This is a genomic window from Nocardioides sp. PD653-B2, assembly GCF_002117935.1.
Classification (GTDB): Bacteria; Actinomycetota; Actinomycetes; order Propionibacteriales; family Nocardioidaceae; genus Nocardioides.
Genome location: NZ_BDJE01000017.1, coordinates 142,445 through 163,396, shown reverse-complemented (window position 1 = coordinate 163,396; position 20,952 = coordinate 142,445). Strand labels below are relative to the sequence as shown.

21 protein-coding genes are annotated in these 20,952 nt (G+C 72.4%); 1 reads left to right on the top strand and 20 read right to left on the bottom strand.

The genetic code is table 11. The annotated features are described in order from the left end of the window. Positions 1-68 precede the first annotated feature (68 nt). From PD653B2_RS08815 to PD653B2_RS08790, 6 genes are all read right to left on the bottom strand, one after another. Complete coding sequence (locus PD653B2_RS08815; protein WP_085871962.1) at positions 69-1,415, bottom strand: dihydrolipoyl dehydrogenase family protein; 1,347 nt, start codon at positions 1,413-1,415, stop codon at positions 69-71. Further along, complete coding sequence (locus PD653B2_RS08810) at positions 1,412-2,221, bottom strand: DUF1206 domain-containing protein (RefSeq protein ID WP_085871961.1); 810 nt, start codon at positions 2,219-2,221, stop codon at positions 1,412-1,414. The genes PD653B2_RS08815 and PD653B2_RS08810 overlap by 4 nt, the downstream gene beginning before the upstream one ends. Continuing rightward, positions 2,218-3,597, bottom strand: coding sequence for a dihydrolipoyl dehydrogenase family protein (locus PD653B2_RS08805; protein WP_085872067.1), 1,380 nt, complete (start codon positions 3,595-3,597; stop codon positions 2,218-2,220). Before PD653B2_RS08805 ends, PD653B2_RS08810 begins: the two co-directional genes overlap by 4 nt. A gap of 37 nt (positions 3,598-3,634) precedes the next feature. Next, positions 3,635-4,042: a transcription antitermination factor NusB gene (gene nusB, locus PD653B2_RS08800; protein ID WP_085871960.1), complete on the bottom strand. Its 408-nt coding sequence runs from the start codon at positions 4,040-4,042 to the stop codon at positions 3,635-3,637. Between the two features lie 161 nt (positions 4,043-4,203). Then, positions 4,204-4,767, bottom strand: coding sequence for an elongation factor P (efp, locus tag PD653B2_RS08795; protein ID WP_085871959.1), 564 nt, complete (start codon positions 4,765-4,767; stop codon positions 4,204-4,206). Positions 4,768-4,873: 106 nt separating this feature from the next. Then, positions 4,874-5,677, bottom strand: coding sequence for an SIMPL domain-containing protein (locus tag PD653B2_RS08790; RefSeq protein WP_133058980.1), 804 nt, complete (start codon positions 5,675-5,677; stop codon positions 4,874-4,876). 113 nt (positions 5,678-5,790) lie between these two features. On the opposite strand from PD653B2_RS08790, the gene PD653B2_RS25315 reads away from it, so the two are divergent. Then, a complete protein-coding gene (locus PD653B2_RS25315) occupies positions 5,791-6,603 on the top strand; it encodes a hypothetical protein (protein ID WP_085871957.1) in 813 nt (270 codons plus the stop codon). Positions 6,604-6,708: 105 nt separating this feature from the next. On the opposite strand, the gene PD653B2_RS08780 is transcribed toward PD653B2_RS25315, so the two are convergent. The 14 genes from PD653B2_RS08780 to PD653B2_RS08715 all read right to left on the bottom strand — a co-directional run bounded on the left by PD653B2_RS08780 (position 6,709) and on the right by PD653B2_RS08715 (position 20,936). Continuing rightward, positions 6,709-7,155 carry a type II 3-dehydroquinate dehydratase gene (locus tag PD653B2_RS08780; protein WP_085871956.1) on the bottom strand — a complete coding sequence of 149 codons (447 nt, stop codon included), beginning with the start codon at positions 7,153-7,155 and terminating at the stop codon, positions 6,709-6,711. Continuing rightward, complete coding sequence (gene aroB / locus PD653B2_RS08775; RefSeq protein ID WP_085871955.1) at positions 7,152-8,249, bottom strand: 3-dehydroquinate synthase; 1,098 nt, start codon at positions 8,247-8,249, stop codon at positions 7,152-7,154. The genes PD653B2_RS08780 and aroB overlap by 4 nt, the downstream gene beginning before the upstream one ends. A 13-nt stretch (positions 8,250-8,262) precedes the next feature. Next, positions 8,263-8,769, bottom strand: coding sequence for a shikimate kinase (locus PD653B2_RS08770; RefSeq protein WP_123061222.1), 507 nt, complete (start codon positions 8,767-8,769; stop codon positions 8,263-8,265). A gap of 5 nt (positions 8,770-8,774) precedes the next feature. Then, complete coding sequence (gene aroC / locus PD653B2_RS08765) at positions 8,775-9,953, bottom strand: chorismate synthase (protein ID WP_085871954.1); 1,179 nt, start codon at positions 9,951-9,953, stop codon at positions 8,775-8,777. A gap of 40 nt (positions 9,954-9,993) precedes the next feature. Beyond that, entirely contained in the window at positions 9,994-10,707 is a 714-nt protein-coding gene (locus PD653B2_RS08760) for a prepilin peptidase (protein WP_085871953.1), read from the bottom strand. After that, the gene (locus PD653B2_RS08755) at positions 10,704-11,519 is read right to left on the bottom strand and encodes a shikimate dehydrogenase (RefSeq protein WP_085871952.1); all 816 of its coding nucleotides are present in this window, start codon (positions 11,517-11,519) and stop codon (positions 10,704-10,706) included. Before PD653B2_RS08755 ends, PD653B2_RS08760 begins: the two co-directional genes overlap by 4 nt. A gap of 5 nt (positions 11,520-11,524) precedes the next feature. Next, a complete protein-coding gene (mltG, locus tag PD653B2_RS08750; protein WP_085871951.1) occupies positions 11,525-12,715 on the bottom strand; it encodes an endolytic transglycosylase MltG in 1,191 nt (396 codons plus the stop codon). Beyond that, positions 12,716-13,183 (bottom strand): Holliday junction resolvase RuvX, encoded by a 468-nt coding sequence (gene ruvX, locus PD653B2_RS08745; RefSeq protein WP_085871950.1) that lies wholly within the window; start codon positions 13,181-13,183, stop codon positions 12,716-12,718. A gap of 5 nt (positions 13,184-13,188) precedes the next feature. Continuing rightward, entirely contained in the window at positions 13,189-15,888 is a 2,700-nt protein-coding gene (gene alaS, locus PD653B2_RS08740; protein WP_085871949.1) for an alanine--tRNA ligase, read from the bottom strand. Beyond that, positions 15,888-16,184, bottom strand: coding sequence for a DUF6167 family protein (locus PD653B2_RS08735; protein WP_085871948.1), 297 nt, complete (start codon positions 16,182-16,184; stop codon positions 15,888-15,890). The genes alaS and PD653B2_RS08735 overlap by 1 nt, the downstream gene beginning before the upstream one ends. Then, positions 16,181-16,696, bottom strand: coding sequence for a hypothetical protein (locus tag PD653B2_RS08730; protein ID WP_085894301.1), 516 nt, complete (start codon positions 16,694-16,696; stop codon positions 16,181-16,183). The genes PD653B2_RS08735 and PD653B2_RS08730 overlap by 4 nt, the downstream gene beginning before the upstream one ends. A 377-nt stretch (positions 16,697-17,073) precedes the next feature. Beyond that, entirely contained in the window at positions 17,074-18,435 is a 1,362-nt protein-coding gene (locus PD653B2_RS08725) for a replication-associated recombination protein A (protein ID WP_085871946.1), read from the bottom strand. A gap of 186 nt (positions 18,436-18,621) precedes the next feature. Beyond that, positions 18,622-19,794 carry an ABC transporter ATP-binding protein gene (locus tag PD653B2_RS08720; protein ID WP_165763395.1) on the bottom strand — a complete coding sequence of 391 codons (1,173 nt, stop codon included), beginning with the start codon at positions 19,792-19,794 and terminating at the stop codon, positions 18,622-18,624. Between the two features lie 92 nt (positions 19,795-19,886). Then, a complete protein-coding gene (locus PD653B2_RS08715; protein WP_085871944.1) occupies positions 19,887-20,936 on the bottom strand; it encodes an ABC transporter ATP-binding protein in 1,050 nt (349 codons plus the stop codon). Positions 20,937-20,952 lie beyond the last annotated feature (16 nt).

Here is a 20,952-nt window from a genome sequence, read left to right as displayed (position 1 = left end):
GTGCTGGGTCCTTCCCCGATTTCACGGGGGTCACACGCGTCCCGCGACAGAAGTCTCGGGTGGGGTGGCTAGGAGACGTCCAGGTCGCCCAGCGCCGCCGCGACCGCGCGGTGGAAGGTCGGGTAGGCGAAGTGCATGCCGCGCAGGGTGGCGATCGGGATCTCGGCGTGCACCGCGGCGGTCAGCAGTCCGAGCACCTCCCCGCCGTACGGCGCCACGACGGTCGCCCCCACCAGGATCCCGCGGTCGGCGTCGGCGACCACCTTCACGATCCCGTCGGCCCCGTGGATCCAGCCGCGGCTCGATCGCGCGATCTGGGCGTTCCCGACCGCGACCCGCAGGCCGGCCGCGCGGGCCTGCTCCTCGCTCATCCCGACCGCCCCGATCTCGGGGTCCGTGAAAGTGACCCGGCTGACCGCGCGGTAGTCGGCCCACGGCCCGTCCGCACCGAGCAGGTCGCGCACGGCGACCTGGGCCTGGTAGATCGCGATGTGGGTGAAGGCGCCGCGGCCGGTGATGTCGCCGACGGCCCACAGCCGGTCGGCGGCGCGCATCCGCTCATCGGTGTCGACCCGGTCCGCGTCGGGGTCGAGACCGACGGTCTCCAGGCCGATGTCGGTCAGGTTGGGACGGCGCCCCGCGGCGACGAGCAGCCGGTCGGCGCTGAGCGTCTCGCCGTCGACGTCGACCTCGAAGCCACCGACGCCGTGCCGCACCGCGTCGATCTGCACCCCGACCCGCAGCTCCACGCCCTCGGCGCGCAGCACGGCCGAGATCACCTCGCACGCCTCGACCTCCTCCGGGCAGAGCCGGTCCTGCGCCTCGAGCACCGTCACCCGGGTCCCGAAGCGGGCGAACGCCTGCGCCAGCTCCGTCCCGATCGCGCCGGCCCCGACGACCAGCAACGACTCCGGCTGCACGGTCTGCTGCATGACCTCGCGGTTGGTCCAGTACGGCGTGCCCGCGAGGCCCGGGATGGGTGGCACCGCGGGGTCGGTGCCGGTGTTGAGCACGACCCCGAGGCGGGCGTCGTACGTCGTGCCGTCGACCTCGACGACGCCGGGTCCCGTGAGGCGGCCGTGGCCGCGCACGATCCGCACGCCCGCCTGCTCCAGCGGTCCCGCGTGCTGGCCGTCGGTCCAGTCGTGGTTGGCCTCGCGGATCCGCGCGGCGGGCCGGCCCCAGTCGGGGTGCACCTCGGCGTGCCCGGCCAGCCCGTCGACGCGGCGGGCCTCGGCGAGCACGTCGGCGGAGCGGATCAGCAGCTTCGACGGCGTGCAGCCCCAGAACGGGCACTCCCCGCCGACCAGCTCGCGCTCGACGCCGACGACGACGAGCCCGGCCTCGGCCAGCTTGCGCGCGGCGTACTCCCCACCCGCCCCGAGGCCCAGGACGACGACGTCGACGGGTGTCACCGGGAGAGGTGCCGAGCCTGCGCGAACGTGAAGAGCCCGAAGCAGGCCAGACCGACGCCGACGACGCAGAGCAGGAACGGGCCGAAGGGCTGGTCCAGGATCTCGAAGAGCGCCTGGTCGAGGCCACCGGACTTGCTCGACTCGTGGGTGACCGCGGCGTAGCAGAACAGGCCGCCGACGACGGCGAACGCGATGCCGCGCGCCGTGTAGCCCGCTTTGCCGAACGCGATGTACGCGGTGCCCGTCTTGCCGCTGCGGCCCTGGCCGTCGAGCTTGTCGGCGAAGCCCTCGGTCCAGGCGCGGTAGAGCTGGAACACCCCGAACCCGATGATCGCCAGCCCGACGATCGCGACCAGGACCTGGCCGGCCGGGAGGTTCATCAGCTTCGCGGTGAAGGTCTCCTCGCCGCCCTTGCCCGACGAGCCGCTGCCGACCGCGACCTTGACGCCGCTGACGCCGATCACGATGTAGACGATCGCCTTTCCGGCAGATCCGAGCCGCTTGAGGACCTGCTTCTTGCCCTCCTCGTCGCGGTGGCCGAAGCCGGCTTCGAGGAGCTGCCAGAGCGCGAGCAGGAACATGCCGAGCGAGACGACCCAGATCAGCACGCCGCCGAACGGCTGCTGGGCGAGCTCCTTCAGAGCGCCCGAGCTGGACGGGCTGCCCGAGCGGTCGCCGAGGGCGAGCTGCACGGCGAGCCAGCCGATGAGGACGTAGACGACGCCGTACGCGACGAGCCCCGCACGGGCGACCCACTCGATCCAGGTGCTGTCCTGCGCCTGGCGGGCCTGATCCGTCGCGGTCACGACAGGTCGGCGATCGCGGACTCGATGGCCCGGTGGAAGGTGGGGTAGGCGTAGATCATGGTCCTGAGGGTGTCGACGGGGACCTCCGCGTGGACCGCGACGGCCAGGAAGCCGAGGATCTCGCCACCCGCGGGCCCCATCGCTGTCGCACCGACCAGGACGCCGCGGTCGGCATCCTCGACGACCTTGACCAGCCCGTGCCCGCCCGGGCCGTGGGTGAAACCCCGGGACGACGAGGCGAGGTCGGTCGAGCCGGTGCGCACGGTCAGCCCCGCGTCGCGGGCACGCTGCTCGGTCATCCCGACGCCGCCGACCTCGGGGTCGGTGAACGTGGCGTGCGGGACCGCGTGGTAGCGAGCGGGGGCGCCACCCTCGCCGGTGATGTCGCGGAGCGCGACGGCGTTCTGGTACATCGACACGTGGGTGAACGCGCCCTTGCCGGTGACGTCGCCGATCGCCCAGAGCTTCTCGCCCGCCCGCAGCCACTCGTCGACCTCGATGGTCCGGGCGGTGGGATCGAGCCCGACGGTCTCGAGGCCGAGGTCGTCGAGGTTCGGGGTGCGCCCGGCGGCGACCAGGAGCTTGTCGGCGGTCAGGTTCTCCCCCGTGTCGAGGCGCAGCGTGAACGCGCCGTCCGCGTACGCCGCCTGGGTGACCTCGATCCCGGTCAACACTCGGATGCCCTCCTCGACGAACACCTGCTCCAGCAGCGCGGAGGCCTCCGGCTCGTCGGCGGGGAGCAGCCGCGGCCCGTGCTGGACCACGGTGACGCGCACGCCGAAGCGGGCGAACACCTGGGCCATCTCGCAGCCGATCGGCCCGCCCCCGACGATGACCAGCGACCCGGGGAGCTCCGTGAGCCGCACCGCGTCGCGGTTGGTCCAGTACGGCGTGCCCGCGAGGCCGTCGATCGGCGGCGCTGCGGGCCGGGTGCCCGGGTTGAGGACCACGCCGCGCCGGGCGACGTACGTGATGGCCTCGCCGCCGGCCTCCTCGACCCGCACGCGGCCGGTCCCGTCCAGGCGGCCGACCCCGTGGTGGACCGTCGCTCCGGCGTCGCGGAGCCGGTCGACGGCGATGGTGTCGTCCCAGCCGGTGGTGGCCTCCTCGTCGATGCGCCGGGCCACCGGCGCCCAGGAGGCGGTCACCGAGACGTCGCCGGCCAACGTGGCCGCGCGGCGGCTCTCGGCCAGCGCGTCGCCCGCCCGCACCATCATCTTGGTGGGGATGCAGCCGTAGTAGGGGCACTCGCCGCCGACCAGGTGCTTGTCGACGGCGACCACCTCGAGCCCCGCCTCGGCGGCTCCGGTGGCCAGGGCTTCACCCCCCGGACCGGTGCCGATGACGACCAGGTCGACCTCACGCTCCTCGCTCATGCCCCCCAGCATCGCGGGGCAGTCAAGGACCGACGGCTCAGGCCAGCGATGCCTTGTTGCGGGCGAGGTTGCCGAGGATGCCGTTGACGAACTGCGGCGACTCGTCGGTCGACAGGTCGCTCACCAGGGCCATCGCCTCGGTGACCGCGACGGCGTCCGGGATGTCGTCGGCGTACAACAGCTCCCAGAGTCCGAGCCGCAGCACGTTGCGGTCGACGGCGGGCATCCGGTCGAGGGTCCAGCCCTCGGAGTACGACGAGAGCAGCTCGTCGAGGCGCTCGCGGTGCTCGACGACGCCCCGCACCAACACCGCGGTGTAGTCGTTCGTGGGGCCCTCGCCGTCGGCGATCGCCGCGTCCAGGGCCTCGGTCGCCGACTCGCCGCGCACGTCGGCGGCGAACAGGATGTCGAGCGCGCGCTTGCGGGCCTTGGAACGGGCGGCCATCAGACCATGCCTCCTCTCGCTCGGCCGTCGCGAGCGTCGTCCAGCGCGTGCGCTGGCAAGGCGGAGGAGGGAGACGGGACGGAGTCCCGGCGACTGACGACAACGCAGCCAGCGTGCGTGATGGGCGGCGCGCAGCAGGCCATGGCGAGAGGAGTCATGGTCTAAGACTTCACACGCCCCATGTAGGACGAGTCGCGGGTGTCGACCTTGATCTTCTCGCCCTGGTTGATGAAGAGCGGCACCTGGATCTCGTGGCCGGTCTCCAGGGTCGCCGGCTTGGTGCGGCCGGTGGCGGAGTCGCCGGCCAGGCCGGGCTCGGTGAAGGAGACCAGGAGCTCGACCGAGGCGGGGAGCTCGATGAACAGCACGCGGCCCTCGTTGGTGGCGACCACGGCCTCCTGGTTCTCCAGCAGGAAGTTCGCGGCGTTGCCGACGATCTCGGGGCTGATCTCGAGCTGCTCGTAGCTGGAGGTGTCCATGAAGACGTAGGACGTGCCGTCGTTGTAGAGGTACGACATCGAGCGGCGGTCGACCGTGGCGGTCTCGACCTTCGTGCCGGCGTTGAACGTCTTGTCGACGGTCTTGTTCGACTCGACGTTCTTGAGCTTGGTGCGCACGAAGGCGGGGCCCTTGCCCGGCTTGACGTGCTGGAACTCGATCACGGCCCAGAGCTGGCCGTCGATGTTGAGAACCATGCCGTTCTTCAGGTCATTGGTCGATGCCATGCGCGCGTGTCAGCCTTCTGCGTCGAGAGTTCGGAGTGGCACCCGGAGCGAGCCCGGGCAACAGCGACCGAGTCTATCGGCAGTGTCGCGCTCCGCCGAACTGCCGCTACGCGAAGCTCCAGACGATCTGCACGGTCACCGACGTCTCCTGCTTGCCCGCCCGGACCGGCAGCTTCGCCAGGTCCATGGCACCGACGAGTGCGTTCGTCCGGTGCAGGTACGCCGTCGGCGCGGTGGGCAGCGGCTTCGCGCGCACCTCCCGGAGGGTCATCACCTCGCCGAGCTCCTGACCCGAGGACTCGGCGTACTGCGTGGCCTTGGCGGTCGCCTCGGCCACGGCGGCGTCCCGCGCCTCGTCCATCATCGCGTCCGGGTCGCCCACCAGCAGCCAGATGTCGCTGACCCGGACGTCGTTGCCCCCGGCCGCCACCGCTGCGCTCACCGCGGCGCCGCCCTCCTTCAGCTCCTCGACCAGCACCCGCGCCCGCTCCGAGACGCGGTAGCCGGTGATCGTCGGCGGGCTGTACTGGTGGTACTCGTACACCGGGCTCATCGACAGCCCGGTCGTCTGGACGTCGGCCTTCGCGACGCCGTGGTCCTCGAGCGCGTCGAGCACCCGCGCCATCGACGCGTTCGCCGCGCCGAGCGCGGCGTCGAGGTCGGGGCGGGTCAGGTTCACCCCGACGGCGAACGAGAGCTGGTCGGGGACGGCCGTCGCCTCGCCGGTGCCGGTCATCGTGAGCACCCGACGCTCCGCCGGTGGCGTGGCGGTGGCGCCGTCGGCGGCCTGGGCGGGCGTCCCGCCGCCACCGGAGCCGCCGAGGAGGTAGGCCACGAGCAGGGCGAGGAGCACCAGGGCGGCGACGAGGAGGCTGCGGAGGCTGACTGTGACGTTCCCGGTCCCGTGCATGCAGGCTCGGACGGACGCGGGACCGCACCGGTTCCGCGTGACCCGGCGGCACTGGTCCAGACCGGCCACTTCGGGCCATACCGCCGGGCCGACCCCGCTCCTAGCGTCGCCAGATGGACACGCTCAAGCGTCAGTGGATCGGGATCTCGATCGGCCTGCTCGCCCTCTTCGTGGCTCTCGGCGGCCCCGCCGTCGCCCAGGAGTCGGCCAGGGCCGCGGTCAAGCAGATCACCGGCAAGCAGATCAAGGACGGCACGGTCCAGGCCAAGGACCTGAGCAAGGCGGCCCGCACCAGCCTTCAGGGACAGACCGGCCCGGCCGGCCCGGCCGGCCCGCGGGGCGAGGCGGGTGCGCAGGGCGACACCGGTCCGGCCGGCCCCGAGGGACCGCCGGGCCCCGCGGGCACCGTCGACGGCTCCGTGGCGGGCGGTGACCTCGCCGGCACCTACCCGAACCCCCAGATCGGACCGGCCACGGTCGGCATCCCGGAGCTCGCGGTGATCCCGGCCGTGCGGATCACGGGGTCGGCGGCGGACATCCCGGACTCCACCGTCACGACGGTCAACTGGGGCAGCGGTCAGCAGTACGAGACCGTCGCGTCGATGTTCGACCCCGCCGAGGGCACCAAGCTGGTCGCCCCGGTCAGCGGTCTCTACCTCGCGCACGCCTCCCTCGGCTTCGACCCCAGCGCCACCGGGGTGCGCACCGTGGCGATCGCGACCAACGGCAGCAACAGCAACCCGGCCTGCTTCGACCGGCGAGCCTCGGCGAGCTCGACCCTCGCGACGTTCGTGAACGCCACCTGCGTGGTCCGGCTCAACGCCGGCGAGTTCGTCACCGCCACGGTCACCCAGACCTCCGGCGCCGCTCTCGGCTTCAACGGGTTCGAGTCGGCGTCGCTGACCTGGTTGGGCAGCCTGGTCTAGGACATGTCGGTGGTCGAGGAGGTTGCGCAGCAACCGGCTCGAAACCCCCGCAGCCCACCCGCCGACGTCGGGTACCGGGGTTTCGAGACAGGACTTCGCCCTTCCTCAACCACCGGCAGAACCGCGAGCCACGACCTCGAGCGCCATCCGGTACCCGTCGATCCCGTGCCCGGCGATCACCTCGGTGGCGTGCGGCGTGACGACCGACGTGTGCCGGAACTCCTCGGGGCGCTGGTGCGGGTCCGAGATGTGCACCTCCACCAACGGGGCGACCAGCTGTGCGCAGGCGTCGAAGATCGCGTAGGAGTAGTGGGTCCAGGCCGCGGCGTTGAGGACGACCGGGTTGCCGTCGTCCGCGGCGGCGTTGAGCCAGTCGAGCAGCTGGCCCTCGTGGTTGGTCTGGCGGACCTCGACGTCCAGACCGAGGTCGCGACCCCAGGCGACGCACCGGTCGGCGAGCTCGGCGTGGGTGGTGCTCCCGTAGATCTCGGGCTGGCGCCGACCGAGGCGACCCAGGTTCGGCCCGTTGAGGACCAGGACCGTCGCGCTCACCCGCGCCCGCCGATCGCGGCGTAGGCGTCGCGCAGGTCGACCTCGGACGGCCCGGCGAGCACGGTCGGGACGGCGAGGTCGGAGAGCACGACGAAGCGCAGCTGCGAGCCGCGGGACTTCTTGTCGACCTTCATCAGGCGGTGCAGGTCGTCGAAGGACGCCTTGGCGTACGACGTCGGCAGGCCCGCCCGGGCGAACGTGTCGTGGTGGCGCCGGACGATGTCGGCCGAGAGGGTGCCGGCGCGGGCGGCGAGCTCGGCGACGTAGACGCAGCCGATCGCCACGGCCTCGCCGTGCCGGATCCGGTAGTTCTCGGTGCGCTCGATGGCGTGCGCCATGGTGTGCCCGTAGTTGAGGACCTCGCGGCCCGGGTGGCCGTCGGCGCCGCCGGTCTCCTTGAGGTCGGCGGTGACGACGTCGACCTTGACCCGGACGGCACGCTCGACCAGCTCGCGCAGCACCGACGAGTCGGCGTTGAGCTGGGACGGGTCGTTGGCCTCGACGAGCGAGAGGATCGCCGGGTCGGCGATGAAGCCGCACTTGACGACCTCACCGAGCCCGGAGACGAGCTCGTTGCGGGGCAGGCTCCGCAGGGTGGACAGGTCGCACAGCACCCCGGCGGGCTCGTGGAACGCGCCGACGAGGTTCTTGCCCCGCCGGGTGTTGATGCCGGTCTTGCCGCCGACCGCGGCGTCGACCATGCCGAGCAGCGTCGTCGGGACGTGCACGACCTTGACGCCGCGCAGCCACGTCGCCGCGACGAAGCCGCCGACGTCGGTCGTCGCGCCGCCGCCGAAGGTCACGACCGCGTCGGAGCGGGTGAACCCGGCCTCGCCCAGCGCCTCCCAGCACGAGACGGCGACTGCGGCCTTCTTGGCCCGCTCCCCGTCGGGGATGGGCAGCACCATGACGTCGTACGCCGCGGCCAGCGAGTCGAGCACGGGCCGGACCAGCTCGGCGAGCTCGTCGGAGAAGACGACCGCGACCCGTTGGACGGCGACTCCCAGCATCTGCGGCAGCCGCTCGGCGAGGTCGTGGCCGACCACGACGTCGTACGGCGACGCGCCGGCGACGCGCATCACGGTGTCCCGCATGCTGACCGCCCCCTCACGACCCAGCCCGGCTGGCCAGGCTTGCGATGATCTCCTGGGCGACATCCTCGGGGGTGCGGCCGTCGGTGTCCACGACGAGGGTCGCGACCGACTCGTAGACCGGCGTGCGCTCGTCGAGCAGCGTCTTGATCCGGCCGCGCACGTTGCCGAGCAGGAGCGGCCGGCCGCTGCCGAGGCCGACCCGCTTCACCGCGTCGGCGAGGCCGACCCGCAGGAAGACGACCGCATGTCCGGCGAGCTCCTCGCGCGTCGACGGGTCCAGGACCGCGCCGCCGCCCAGGGCGAGCACGCCGTCGTGGGTGGCGAGCGCCTCGGCGACCGCGGCCCGCTCCAGCGCGCGGAAGGCCTCCTCGCCGGAGTCGACGAAGATGTCGGCGATCTCGCGACCCTCGGCGGCCACGACGTCCTGGTCGGTGTCGCGCATGGTCGTGCCCCAGGCGTCGGCCAGCAGGCGCGCGACGGTCGTCTTGCCGGCGCCCATGGGGCCGACCAGCACGACCATCGGGCTCACGTGAACCTCAGCGTGTCCAGGTAGCTCTCGGCGTTGCGCCGCGTCTCCTGCACCGAGTCGCCGCCGAACTTCTCGAGCACCGCCTCGGCGAGCACGAGCGCGACCATCGCCTCCGCCACGATGCCGGCGGCGGGGACGGCGCACACGTCGGAGCGCTGGTGGTGGGCGACGGTTGCCTCACCGGTGCTCACATCGACGGTGCGCAGGGCGCGGGGCACGGTGGCGATCGGCTTCATCGCGGCGCGCACCCGCAGGATCTCGCCGGTCGTCATGCCGCCCTCGGTGCCGCCCGAGCGGCCGCTGAGCCGGCGGATGCCCTCGGCCGTCGGCACGATCTCGTCGTGGGCCAGCGAGCCCGGCGTGGCGGCGAGCTCGAAGCCGTCGCCGACCTCGACACCCTTGATCGCCTGGATGCCCATCAGCGCGCCGGCGAGCCGCGAGTCGAGGCGCCGGTCCCAGTGGACGTGCGAGCCCAGGCCCGGGGGCAGACCATGCACCACGACCTCGACCACGCCACCGAGCGTGTCGCCGTCCTTGTGGGCCTGGTCGATCGCCTCGACCATCAGCTTCTCGGCATCGGCGTCGAGGCACCGGACCGGGCTCTCGTCGAGCCGGGCGACGTCGTCGGGCACGGGCCACAGACCGGCCGGGGCGCGGACGCCGCCGAGCTCGATCACGTGGGACACGACCCGGGCACCGATCGTCTGCTCGAGGAAGTTGGTGGCGACCCGGCCGAGTGCGACCCGGGCGGCGGTCTCCCGGGCGGACGCCCGCTCGAGGATCGGGCGGGCCTCGTCGAAGTCGTACTTCTGCATGCCCGCGAGGTCGGCGTGGCCGGGGCGCGGACGGGTCAGGGCGGCGTTGCGCGCCAGGGCGTCGAGCTCGACCGGGTCGACCGGGTCGGCCGACATGACCTTCTCCCACTTCGGCCACTCCGAGTTGCCGATCTGGATCGCGACCGGACCGCCCATGGTCTCGCCGTGGCGGATGCCGCCGACCAGCGTGACCTCGTCCTGCTCGAACTTCATCCGGGCGCCCCGGCCGTAGCCGAGCCGCCGGCGGGCCAGCGCCTCGGCGATGTCGGTCGAGGTCACCCGGACATGGGCCGGCAGCCCCTCGAGGATCGCGACCAGGGACGGGCCGTGGGACTCGCCCGCAGTGAGCCAACGCAGCATGGGTCCAGTCTTTCACGAGGGTCGGGGCGGCCAGATGGGGTCACCCTGCGACGAGACCGCTCCACAGCGGGCCGCCGAGCACGAGGCCGGCGAGGGCACCGACCAGCAGGAACGGCCCGAAGGGGAACGCGACCCGGAGCAGCTCCCGGTCCCGGCGGACGACGGCCACCGCCAGCCCGGGCACCGAGAACACCAGGAAGCCGCCGTAGATGCCGAGCACGAGCTCGGGCCAGCCGAGGTAGCCCAGCGCGAAGCCCAGCACCGCCGAGAGCCGGACGTCGCCGAAACCCATGCCGGCCGGGTGCACCCACCACAGCGCGTAGAAGAAGACGAAGACCGCGACCATCCCGAGCAGCGCCCGGACGAACGCCTCCGGGTCGCCGCCGGCCAGCGCCGCCACCGCCGCGAGCCCGACCACGCCCGCGAGCGTCGGCCAGACCACCACGGTCGGCAGCAGGTGGGTGTGCCAGTCGACGACGGCGAGCGCCACGCCGATCGGCACCAGCGGGAGCAGGTAGAGCAGCGGCCAGTCGAGCCCGACGGTCGCGCTGACCAGGCAGCCCGCCAGCGCGGAGGCGAGCCCGCAGCGCCGGGCGAGTCCGGGGCGAGCGGCCACCTCGGCGTACGTCGGCCGCGGTGGCAGGTCGGGGTCGAGCTCGGGCTGCGGGATCCGGGCGACCAGGGTCGGCACCTGCCGGCCGGCGAGGCCGCAGAGGACCACGGCCACGATCAGCCAGATCGGGGTCCCGATCATCCAGTCGCCCGGCGTGCGGCCAGGGCCTCCTCGCCCGCCGCGCGCATGGCGTCGAGCGGACCGGGGAGCCCGGTGAAGAGCTCGAACTGGAGCACCGCCTGGTGCACGAGCAGGTCGAGGCCGCTCACGAGCACCCGCCCGGCGGCCCCCGACGCCAACGGCGTGGGCCAGGGGTCGTAGATCACCTCGAACACCACCGGCACCGCCGCGCACCGGGCGACGAGGTCGGCGTCCTGGGCCTCGGCCGGCACGGTCGACACGACCACGTCCCCGCTCACCGCGCCGTCCACCAGCGAGCCGACCTCCACCGCGGGACCCGAGGGGTGTGCGGCGATCGCGGCCGCCGCCTCGGCCGCCCGGTCGGGGGTGCGCACCAGCAGCCGGACCGACGTCGCGCCCAGCTCGACCATCGCCAACCCGGTCGAGGCGGCGGTCGCTCCCCCGCCCAGCACCGTCGCGGCGCGCACCGGACCGTCGTACCGCTCCCGGACCGCCGCCGCGGCACCCGGCAGGTCGGTGTTGTCCGCCACCACCACCACCCCGTCCTCGAGCACGAGGGTGTTGGCGGCGCCCGTCAGGGCGGCGCGGGCCGTCACGGACCCGCCCAGCTCCAGGGCCTTCCGCTTCAGCGGCATCGTCAGCGACAGGCCCCGCCAGCCCGCGTCGAGTCCCTGGACGAACCCGATGAACTCCGCCTCGGGGACGCGCACGGCGTCGTACGCCCAGTCCAGACCGGTCGCGGCGTAGCCCGCCCGGTGCAGGACCGGTGACAGGGAGTGGGCTATCGGGTCCCCCAGGACGGCGCAGCGCATCGCGGTCAGCAGCGGTCGGACTGGGTCGCGCAGTACTCGTCGAGCTCGCGCCTGAAGCCCAGGAACTCGTCGTACGACGCGGTGAACTTCGTGAGGCCGGTCTTGAGGTTGACCGTCACGTAGAACAGCCAGTCGCCGTCGGCGGGGTGCGACGCCGCGGCGATCGCGTCGTCGCCGGGTGCCTCGATCGGCGTCGGCGGCAGGCCCGGCTGCGTGTAGGTGTTGTACGGCGAGTCCGCGACCGAGTCGATCTCGTCCTGCGTGAGCCGCGCGATCGTCGAGCGGTTGAGCGCGTAGTTGACCGTCGCGTCGATCTGCAGCAGCCCGTTGGTGACCCCGTTGTCGGGGTTCTCGAGGCGGTTGTAGATGACCCGGGCGATCTTGGGCATGTCTGCGCCGCGACCCTCCGACTGGACCAGGCTCGCGACCGTCATCAGCTCGGCCGGGGTGTAGCCGAGGTCGGCCGCGGCGTTCTCGAGGTCCGCGTCGTCGGCGGCCTGCTGCCACCGGGTGACCATCGCCGTGAGCATGTCCTTCGGGGTGGCGCCCGGAGGGAAGTCGTAGGTCGCGGGGAAGAGGTAGCCCTCGGGGTTGCCGTCCGCGAAGTCGGGAAGCCCGAGCTGGTCGGGGTCGTCGAGGACCTTCTCGAAGGCCCTCTTCGAGAAGTCCGTCTCGGCGGCGAGGATCGCCACGATCTCGACCACCCGCAGGCCCTCGGGGATGGTCACCGTGTCCTTCACGATGTTGTCGGGGTCGACGAGGATGTCGACAACGTCGGCGGCGGCCATCTCCTTCTTCAGCGCGAAGAAGCCGGCCTGGATCTTCGATGAGTCCGGGTTGGCGCTCGCGGCCGAGATGAACGCGTCGACCGACGCGACGACGCCGGCCGCCTTCAGGTTGCGGCCCATGATCGCGGCGGTGTCGCCGCGGTGGACCTCGAACGTCACCTTGCCGGACCCGGGGCCCGGGTAGTCCTCGGCCGAGTCGAACTGGTCCTTGATGGCGTCGATGCCCTTCGTGACCCCGAAGTAGAGGCCGCCGACGACGACGGCGAGCGCGACGAGGACGGCCAGGCAGCCGGGCACGCTGCTGCGTCGCCGGGCCCGACGGCGGCCGCCGGGCTCGTAGCTCGGCTCGGCCGCAGGATCGTCGGAGCCCAGCACCGGGTGGTCGGCGTCGTCGTACTCGTCGCTCATCTACGTCTCCTCGACGATCTCACCCGGCGCGGCACCCGTCGCGCGTTCGGTGTCCAGTGCGTGCTGCAGGATGAGGACGGCTGCTGCCTGGTCGACCACGGCACGCCGCTTGCCCCCCTTGCGGCCTCGGTCGCGAAGCATAGCCTCGGCCGAAACCGTGGTCATCCGCTCATCGACCAGCCGCACCGGCACCGGGGCCACCCGACGGGCCAGGCCGGCGGCGAAGTCACGCACCTTCACCGCCGCGGGGCCCTCCCCTCCGGAGAGCGACCGGGGCAGCCCGACGACCACCTCCACGACCGTCGCCTCGGCCGCCTCCGCCGCCAGGATCGCGGCGATCCGAGCCAGGTCGCCCTTGCCGCGGCGTACCGTCTCGACGGGCGTCGCCAGGAAGCCCGACGGGTCGCTGCGCGCGACGCCGATGCGGGCGTCCCCGGGGTCGATGCCGAGACGTACGCCGGGCCTCAACGGCCTCAGGCCCCCGCCACCCGGCCGACCTCGGCGATGACCAGGGCCACCGCCTCGTCGATCCGCGAGGTGTCGGTGCCGCCACCCTGGGCGACGTCGTCCTTGCCGCCACCCTTGCCGCCGACCAGCGGACCCACGGCCCGGACCAGGTCGTTGGCGCTGAGACCGCGGGCCCGCGCCTCGTCGTTGACGGCCGCGACGACCGCGACCTTGCCGTCCGCGGCGCCGAGCACGACCACCACGCCCGGCTCGCCCTGCGGCAGCCGGCCACGGACGTCGAGCGCGAGCGTGCGGACGTCGCCGCCTCCCGCGCCGTCGGCGCGGTGCGCGACCACGTTGACCGGGCCGACCTTCGTCGCACCGGACGCGAGCTGGCCGGCCGCGGCCAGGACCTGGCCGACCCGGGCCTTCTCGATCTCCTTCTCCGCCGCACGAAGCCGCTCGACCAGGTCACCCACCCGCCCGACGAGGTCGTCGGGCTGGGTCTTCAGGAGGCCGGTCAGCTGCGCGACGACGTCCCGCTCGTGGGCCAGGTAGGCGAAGCCCTCCACGCCCGTGAAGGCCTCGATCCGCCGGTTGCCGGAGCCGACCGACGCCTCGCCGGTCACCACGATCGTGCCGATCTGGGAGGAGTGGTCGACGTGGGTGCCGCCGCAGAGCTCGCGCGACCAGGGGCCGCCGATCTCGACGACGCGCACCTTCTGGTCGTCGTACGTCTCGCCGAACAGCGCGATCGCGCCCCAGTCCCGCGCCTCGGGGAGCGTCATGTACTGCCAGCCGACGGGCAGGTCGGCCCGCAGCGCCTGGTTGGAGACCTGCTCGATGTCGCGCACCTGCTCCGGCGACAGGCCGGTGGTCCAGCCGAAGTCGAGACGCAGGTAGCCCGGGCGGTTGTAGGAGCCGGACTGCAGGGCGGAGGGGCCGAGCACCTCGCGCAGCGCGGCGTGCACGACGTGGGTGCCGGAGTGGGCCTGGCGGGCGCCGGTGCGCCAGTCGGGGTCGACCCGCGCGTGCAGCACGCGACCGGGGGTGAACTCGCCGTCGACGACCCGGACCTGGTGGACGACGAGGCCGCGCACCGGGCGCTGGACGTCGAGCACCTCGAGCCGGCCGCCGTCGAACTCGATGGTGCCCGCGTCGGCCGCCTGGCCGCCGGACTCGGCGTAGAACGGGGTCCGGTCGAGGATCAGCTCGCCGACCTCGCCGTCGGCGAGCGATGCCACCGGCGCTCCCCCGACGAGCAGCGCGAGCGCGTTCGACTCGGTCTCGAGAGTCTCGTAGGCGCGCCAGTCGGTCGGGCCGTGCTCGTCGAGGACGGCCCGGTAGACACCGGTGTCGGCGTGCTGGCCGCGCTTGCTTCGCGCGTCCGCCTTGGCCCGCTCGCGCTGCTCGGACATCAACGCCCGGAAGCCCGCCTCGTCGACCGCCAGGCCCGCCTCGGACGCCATCTCCAGCGTCAGGTCGAACGGGAAGCCGTAGGTGTCGTGGAGGGAGAACGCCTGGTCGCCCGACAGCGTGGTGCTGCCGGACTTCTTCACGTCCTGCGCCGCGAGGTCGAAGATCTGGGTGCCCGCCTGGAGCGTCTTGCGGAACGCCTCCTCCTCGGCGTACGCGACCCGCGAGATCCGGTCCCAGTCGGTGTGCAGGTCGGTGTAGGTCTCGCCCATCTTGTCGCGGCTGATCGGGAGCAGCTCGGGCAGCGCCGGGTTGTCGTAGCCGAGCAGCCGCATCGAGCGGACCGCCCGCCGCAGCAGCCGGCGCAGCACGTAGCCGCGCGCCTCGTTGCCGGGGGTCACGCCGTCCGCGATCAGCATCATCGAGCTGCGGACGTGGTCGGTGACCACCCGGAACCGCACGTCGTCCTGGTGGTCGGCACCGTAGCGGCGACCGGTGAGCTCCTCGGCCCGGGTGATGACAGGGTAGAGGACGTCGATCTCGTAGTTGTTCTCCTTGCCCTGCAGGAGGAACGCCACCCGCTCGAGGCCCATGCCGGTGTCGATGTTCTTCTTCGGCAGCGAGCCGGAGATGTCGAAGTCGGCCTTGGACCGGACCGCGCTCAGCTCGTCCTGCATGAAGACGAGGTTCCAGATCTCCAGGAGCCGGTCCTCGAGCTCGACGGGCATGTCCGGGCCGAGCTTCGTCGGGTCGAAGTCCGGGCCGTACGCCGGGCCCCGGTCGTAGAGGATCTCCGAGCACGGACCACCCGGGCCGGGCACGCCCATCGACCAGTAGTTCTCCTTCTTGCCCAGCCGCAGGATGCGCTCGTCGGGCAGGCCGGTGACCTTCTTCCAGAGCTCCACCGCCTCGGCGTCCTCGTCGTACACACTCGGGTAGAGCCTGCTCTCCTCGAGGCCCCAGCCGCCGTCGGCCTGGGGCCTGGTGACGAGCTCCCAGGCGAGCTCGATCGCGTGCTCCTTGAAGTAGTCGCCGAAGGAGAAGTTGCCGCACATCTCGAAGAACGTGTTGTGCCGCGTGGTCTTGCCGACGTCCTCGATGTCGGCCGTGCGCACGCACTTCTGCACGCTGGTGGCGCGGTCGTACGGCGGGGTCTCCTGGCCGAGGAAGTACGGCTTGAACGGCACCATGCCGGCGTTGACGAACAGCAGGTTCGGATCGTCGAGCAGCAGTGATGCCGAGGGCACCGGGGTGTGGCCGTCGCGCTCGAAGTGCGCGAGGAACCGCCGGCGAATCTCCGCGGTGTCCATCAGGTGCTGCCTTCCTCGTCGTGTTCCTGGGGTGTGGGCGGGTCGACGGCCTTGTGCCGTCCGCCCTCGAGCTCTGGTCTGCCATGAGGCACGAGTCCGAGCCTCTCGCGCAACTGCGATTCCTTCTCGCTCCGGCCCTGCGCGACCTCGTCACGGAACATCCGCGCGCCGACGCCGAGCGCACCGGCACGGTCCCTGAGGCCGTCGACGGTGAGCGCCTCGGCGGCGCGGCGCCCGCGGACCATCGCGTAGATTCCGGCCCCCGCCCCGGCCACGAACCAGAGGCCCCGCCTCATGCGGCGGTGCCTTCCTCGCCCAGGGTGGGGTCGAGGGCGGAGCGCCGGCGGGCCTCCCACTCGCGCCGCGCCCGCCGGGTCTCGGCGCGCCGCTGCTTGCGGGCGCGCTTGACCTCACGCTTCATCTCGAAGCGGATCCGGTTGCGCGTCTCGGGGTCGAGGGCGCGACGTACGCCGTGGGCGAGCGCGGCGGCCTTGACCACCGTCTCGCGGAGCAGGAGGTCGGCGAACAGCGCCGAGCCGACCTCGGGCGCCGGTCGCTCCAGCTCCTCGGCCTCGTCGGTGCCGAGGTGGGTGATCACGAACTCGGCGTCGACCGGGGTCCGCGGAGCCGCCGGGCGGCTCAGCCGCAGCTCCAGCGCGTCGAGCTGGGCGCGCAGGTCGGCCGTCTCGGCCCGGGCCTCGCGCACCGCGCGGTCGGTGCGGGACCGGGCCCCGAGCAGGGCGATGCCGAGGGCGAGCGCCACGAGCGCCAGCACCCCCGCAGCCACGGGCACGATCCAGTCCTGCACAGTGACCGACCCTATCGCGGGGGCTTTGGTGGTTGAGGTGCGAGGGCCGCCAGGCCCGGGCCTCGAAACCACCACCGACACCAGGGCGTGTCGGTGGTTGAGGTGCGAGGGCCGCCGGGCCCGCGCCTCGAAACCACCCGCACCGCGGCGTGTCGGTGGTTGAGGTGCGAGGGCCGCCAGGCCCGAGCCTCGAAACCACCACCGACACCGCGGCGTGTCGGTGGTTGAGGTGCGAGGGCCGCCAGGCCCGAGCCTCGAAACCACCACCGACACCGCGGCGTGTCGGTGGTTGAGGTGTGAGGGCCGCCAGGCCCGAGCCTCGAAACCACCACCGACACCGCGGCGTGTCGGTGGTTCGACCACCCGTGGCGGGTCCGCTACCCGCCCCCGCCGCGGATCAGCCGGCGTACCCGCTCCCACCGCTCCTTGATCGCGGCCTCGGCCCCGAGCGCGGTCGGCTGGTAGTACTCGGCGTCCACGACGACGTCGGGGGCGTACTGCTGCTCAGCGATGCCGAAGGGCTCGTCGTGGCTGTACTTGTAGCGCTGCCCGTGGCCGAGCTTCTTGGCGCCGGCGTAGTGGGCGTCGCGCAGATGGGGCGGCACCGGGCCGATCTTGCCCGCCTTCACGTCTGCCGACGCGGCCGCGAGCGCGGTGGTGACCGCGTTGGACTTCGGCGCGACGGCGAGGGCGATCGTGGCGTGCGCCAGGTTGAGACCCGCCTCGGGCATCCCGATCAGCTGGACCGCCTGCGCGACGGCGACGGCCGTCGTCAGCGCCGTGGGGTCGGCGAGGCCGATGTCCTCGCTGGCGAGGATCACCAGCCGCCGGGCGATGAAGCGCGGGTCCTCCCCGGCCTCGATCATCCGGGCGAGGTAGTGCATGGCCGCGTCGGCGTCGGAGCCGCGGATCGACTTGATGAAGGCGCTGGTGACGTCGTAGTGCTGGTCGCCCTGACGGTCGTAGCGGACCGCGGCCTGGTCCACCGCGGTCTCGGCGGTGACGAGGTCGACCGTGTCGCTGCCCTGCGACGTCGCCGCGGCGGCCGCCGCCTCCAGGTAGGTCAGCGAACGGCGCGCGTCGCCGCCGGCCAGCCGGACCAGGTGGTCGAGCGCGTCGTCGTCGACCGAGACCCGGCCGCCGAGCCCACGCTCGTCGGCGAGCGCATGCGCCAGCACGCCGCGGATGTCGTCGTCGGTGAGCGACTGCAGCCGGAGCAGCAGGCTGCGCGACAGCAGCGGCGAGATCACGCTGAAGAACGGGTTCTCGGTGGTCGCCGCGATCAGGGTCACCCACCGGTTCTCGACCCCGGGCAGCAGCGCGTCCTGCTGCGCCTTGGAGAAGCGGTGCACCTCGTCGACGAAGAGGACGGTCTCCTTGCCGCTGCCGACCAGCTCGGCGCGGGCCGCGTCGATCGCCGCCCGCACCTCCTTGACGCCGGCCGACACGGCCGACACCTCGACGAACCGGCGATCGGTCTGCTGGCTCACGATCGCGGCGATCGTGGTCTTCCCGGTGCCGGGCGGGCCCCACAGGAGCAGCGACATCGGCTGGTCGCCCTCGACCAGCCGACGCAGCGGCGAGCCGGGCGCGCGCAGCTGCTCCTGGCCGACCAGCTCCTCGAGCGTCCGCGGGCGCATCCGGACCGCGAGCGGCGCCGACGCGTGCGTGTTGCCCGTCAGCGCCCCACCACCGGTCCGGGCGCGGGCGCCGGGGGTCTCGAACAGTCCGTCTTCCATGCCAACCTTCGTCGCTCGAGAGGTCTCGATACGCCGCCTCGTTCCTCGGCGGCTACTCGACCAACGACTACCACGTGATCGGTGGTCGAGTAGCGAGCGCTAGCGAGCGTATCGAGACCCGTCGCTCGCGCGGCTACTCGACCTGGCTGCTGGATCCCGGTCCTCGCACGCTCGGACCGGGGCAGCTCAGGCCTTGGCCATGGTCTTGCGCTCGAGGTCGAACCACGTGTCGGAGTAGCCGGGCTCGTTGCCGAGGTCGGTCGCCGGGCTGGCGCCGGGGTCCGGCGTCCCGGTGTCGTCGACGCCCAGCAGCGACGCCGTGATCGGCCTGTCCGGGTGGTGGCCGAGCTCGCCCGCGAAGTGGCAGGCGACCTTGTGCCGCTTGCCGATCTGCAGCAGCGGCGGCTCCACACGGGCGCAGATCTCCTGGGCCAGCGAGCACCGCGTGCGGAACCGGCAGCCGGACGGCGGGTTGATCGGGCTGGGGACGTCGCCCTCCAGCTGGATCCGCTCCCGGCGGCCACCGATCGCGGCCTGCTTCACGTTGGGCACCGCCGACAGCAGGGCCTGCGTGTACGGGTGGTTGGGCCGGTTGTAGAGAGTCTCGCGGTCGGCGATCTCCACGATCTTGCCGAGGTACATCACCGCGACCTCGGGGCAGAAGTGGCGCACGACCGCGAGGTCGTGGGCGATGAAGAGGAACGCGATCCCGAACTCGCGCTGGAGGTCCTGGAGCAGGTTGATGACCTGGGCCTGGATCGACACGTCGAGCGCCGAGACCGGCTCGTCGGCGACCAGGAGCTTCGGCTGGAGGGTCAGCGCCCGGGCAATGCCGATGCGCTGGCGCTGGCCGCCGGAGAACTCGTGCGGGTAGCGGTTGTAGTGCTCCGGGTTGAGGCCGACGATCTCCAGCAGCTCCTGGACCCGGGGCAGGATCTTGTCCTTCGGGACCACCTGGTGGATCGCCAACGGCGCCCCGATGATCGAGCCGACGGAGTGGCGCGGGTTCAGCGAGGTGTACGGGTCCTGGAAGATCATCTGGATCTCGCGGCGCAGCGGCTTGAGCGAGCGCGCCGAGATCGTCGTGATGTCGCGGCCGTCGAACTCGATCGACCCGCCGGTCGGCTCGTAGAGCCGGGTGACCAGGCGACCGGTCGTGGACTTGCCGCAGCCCGACTCGCCGACCAGGCCGAGGGAGCCACCGGCCGGCACCTGGAACGACACCCCGTCGACGGCCTGGACGTGACCGATGGTCCTGCGGATCACTCCGGACGACTTCACCGGGAAGTACATCTTGAGGTCACGGACGTCGAGGATCGGCTTCGCGCCCCAGTCGGCGACCGACGCCGCGTGCCCCATCTCCGGCTCCTGGAACTCGGTGACCTCGTCCGTGGCGTCCTCGCCCACGGGCTCCTCGCTCGGCATGCCGGCGTCGCCCGGCCAGAAGTTGCTCATCGTTCCTCCACCAGCTCCGGCAGGATCTCCGGCAGGATTTCTTGTTCGTAGATGGCGTCGGGGTTGGCCAGGTGGCACCGCTTGAGGTGCGTCTCCGAGCGGACCCCCGGGACGAGGTCGGGCAGCACGGTCGTGCACAGGTCGCCCGGCACCTTGTCCTTGTGCGTGCAGCGCGGGTTGAAGGCGCAGCCGGGAGGCGGGGTGAGGAGGCTGGGCGGGTTGCCCGGGATCGGGATGAGCTTGGCGCTCGTGTCACCGGCCACGTCGGGCACGCTCGAGAGCAGGCCCCAGGTGTAGGGCATCTCCGGATGCGTCAGGATCTCCTTGCCGGCGCCGTACTCGACGGCGCGGCCGGCGTACATCACCAGGACGTCGTCGGCCATCTCGGCGATGACGCCGAGGTCGTGGGTGATCATGATGACGGCGGCGTCGAAGTCGCGCTGCAGGTCCTGGAGCAGGTCGAGGATCTGTGCCTGGACGGTGACGTCGAGCGCCGTCGTCGGCTCGTCCGCGATGAGCAGGCTCGGGTTGTTGATCAGTGCCATGGCGATCATGGCGCGCTGCCGCATACCGCCCGAGAACTGGTGCGGGTAGTCGTCGACCCGGTGGTCGGGCTGAGGGATGCCGACCCGGTCGAGCATCTCGACCGCGCGCGCCTTCGCCTTCTTCCTCGAGACGTCGTGGTGCACCCGGTAGGCCTCAGCGATCTGGCTGCCGACGGTGTAGTAGGGGTGCATCGCCGAGAGCGGGTCCTGGAAGATCATCGCGACGTCGGCGCCGCGCTTGCGGCGCATGTCCTCGTCGCTGATCTTCAGCAGGTCGACGCCGTCGAGCAGGATCTCGCCGCTCACGATTGCGTTGGTGTGCCGGTGCAGGCCGAGGATGGCCGAGCTCGACACGGACTTGCCGGAGCCGGACTCGCCGACGATCCCGATCGTCTTGCCCTTCTCGAGCGTGAAGGACAACCCGTCGGTCGCCTTCACGATGCCGTCGGGTGTCGGGAAGTGGACCTTCAGGTCCCGGACAGAGAGGAACGGTGTGGTCATCAGGGGCTTCCTAGTC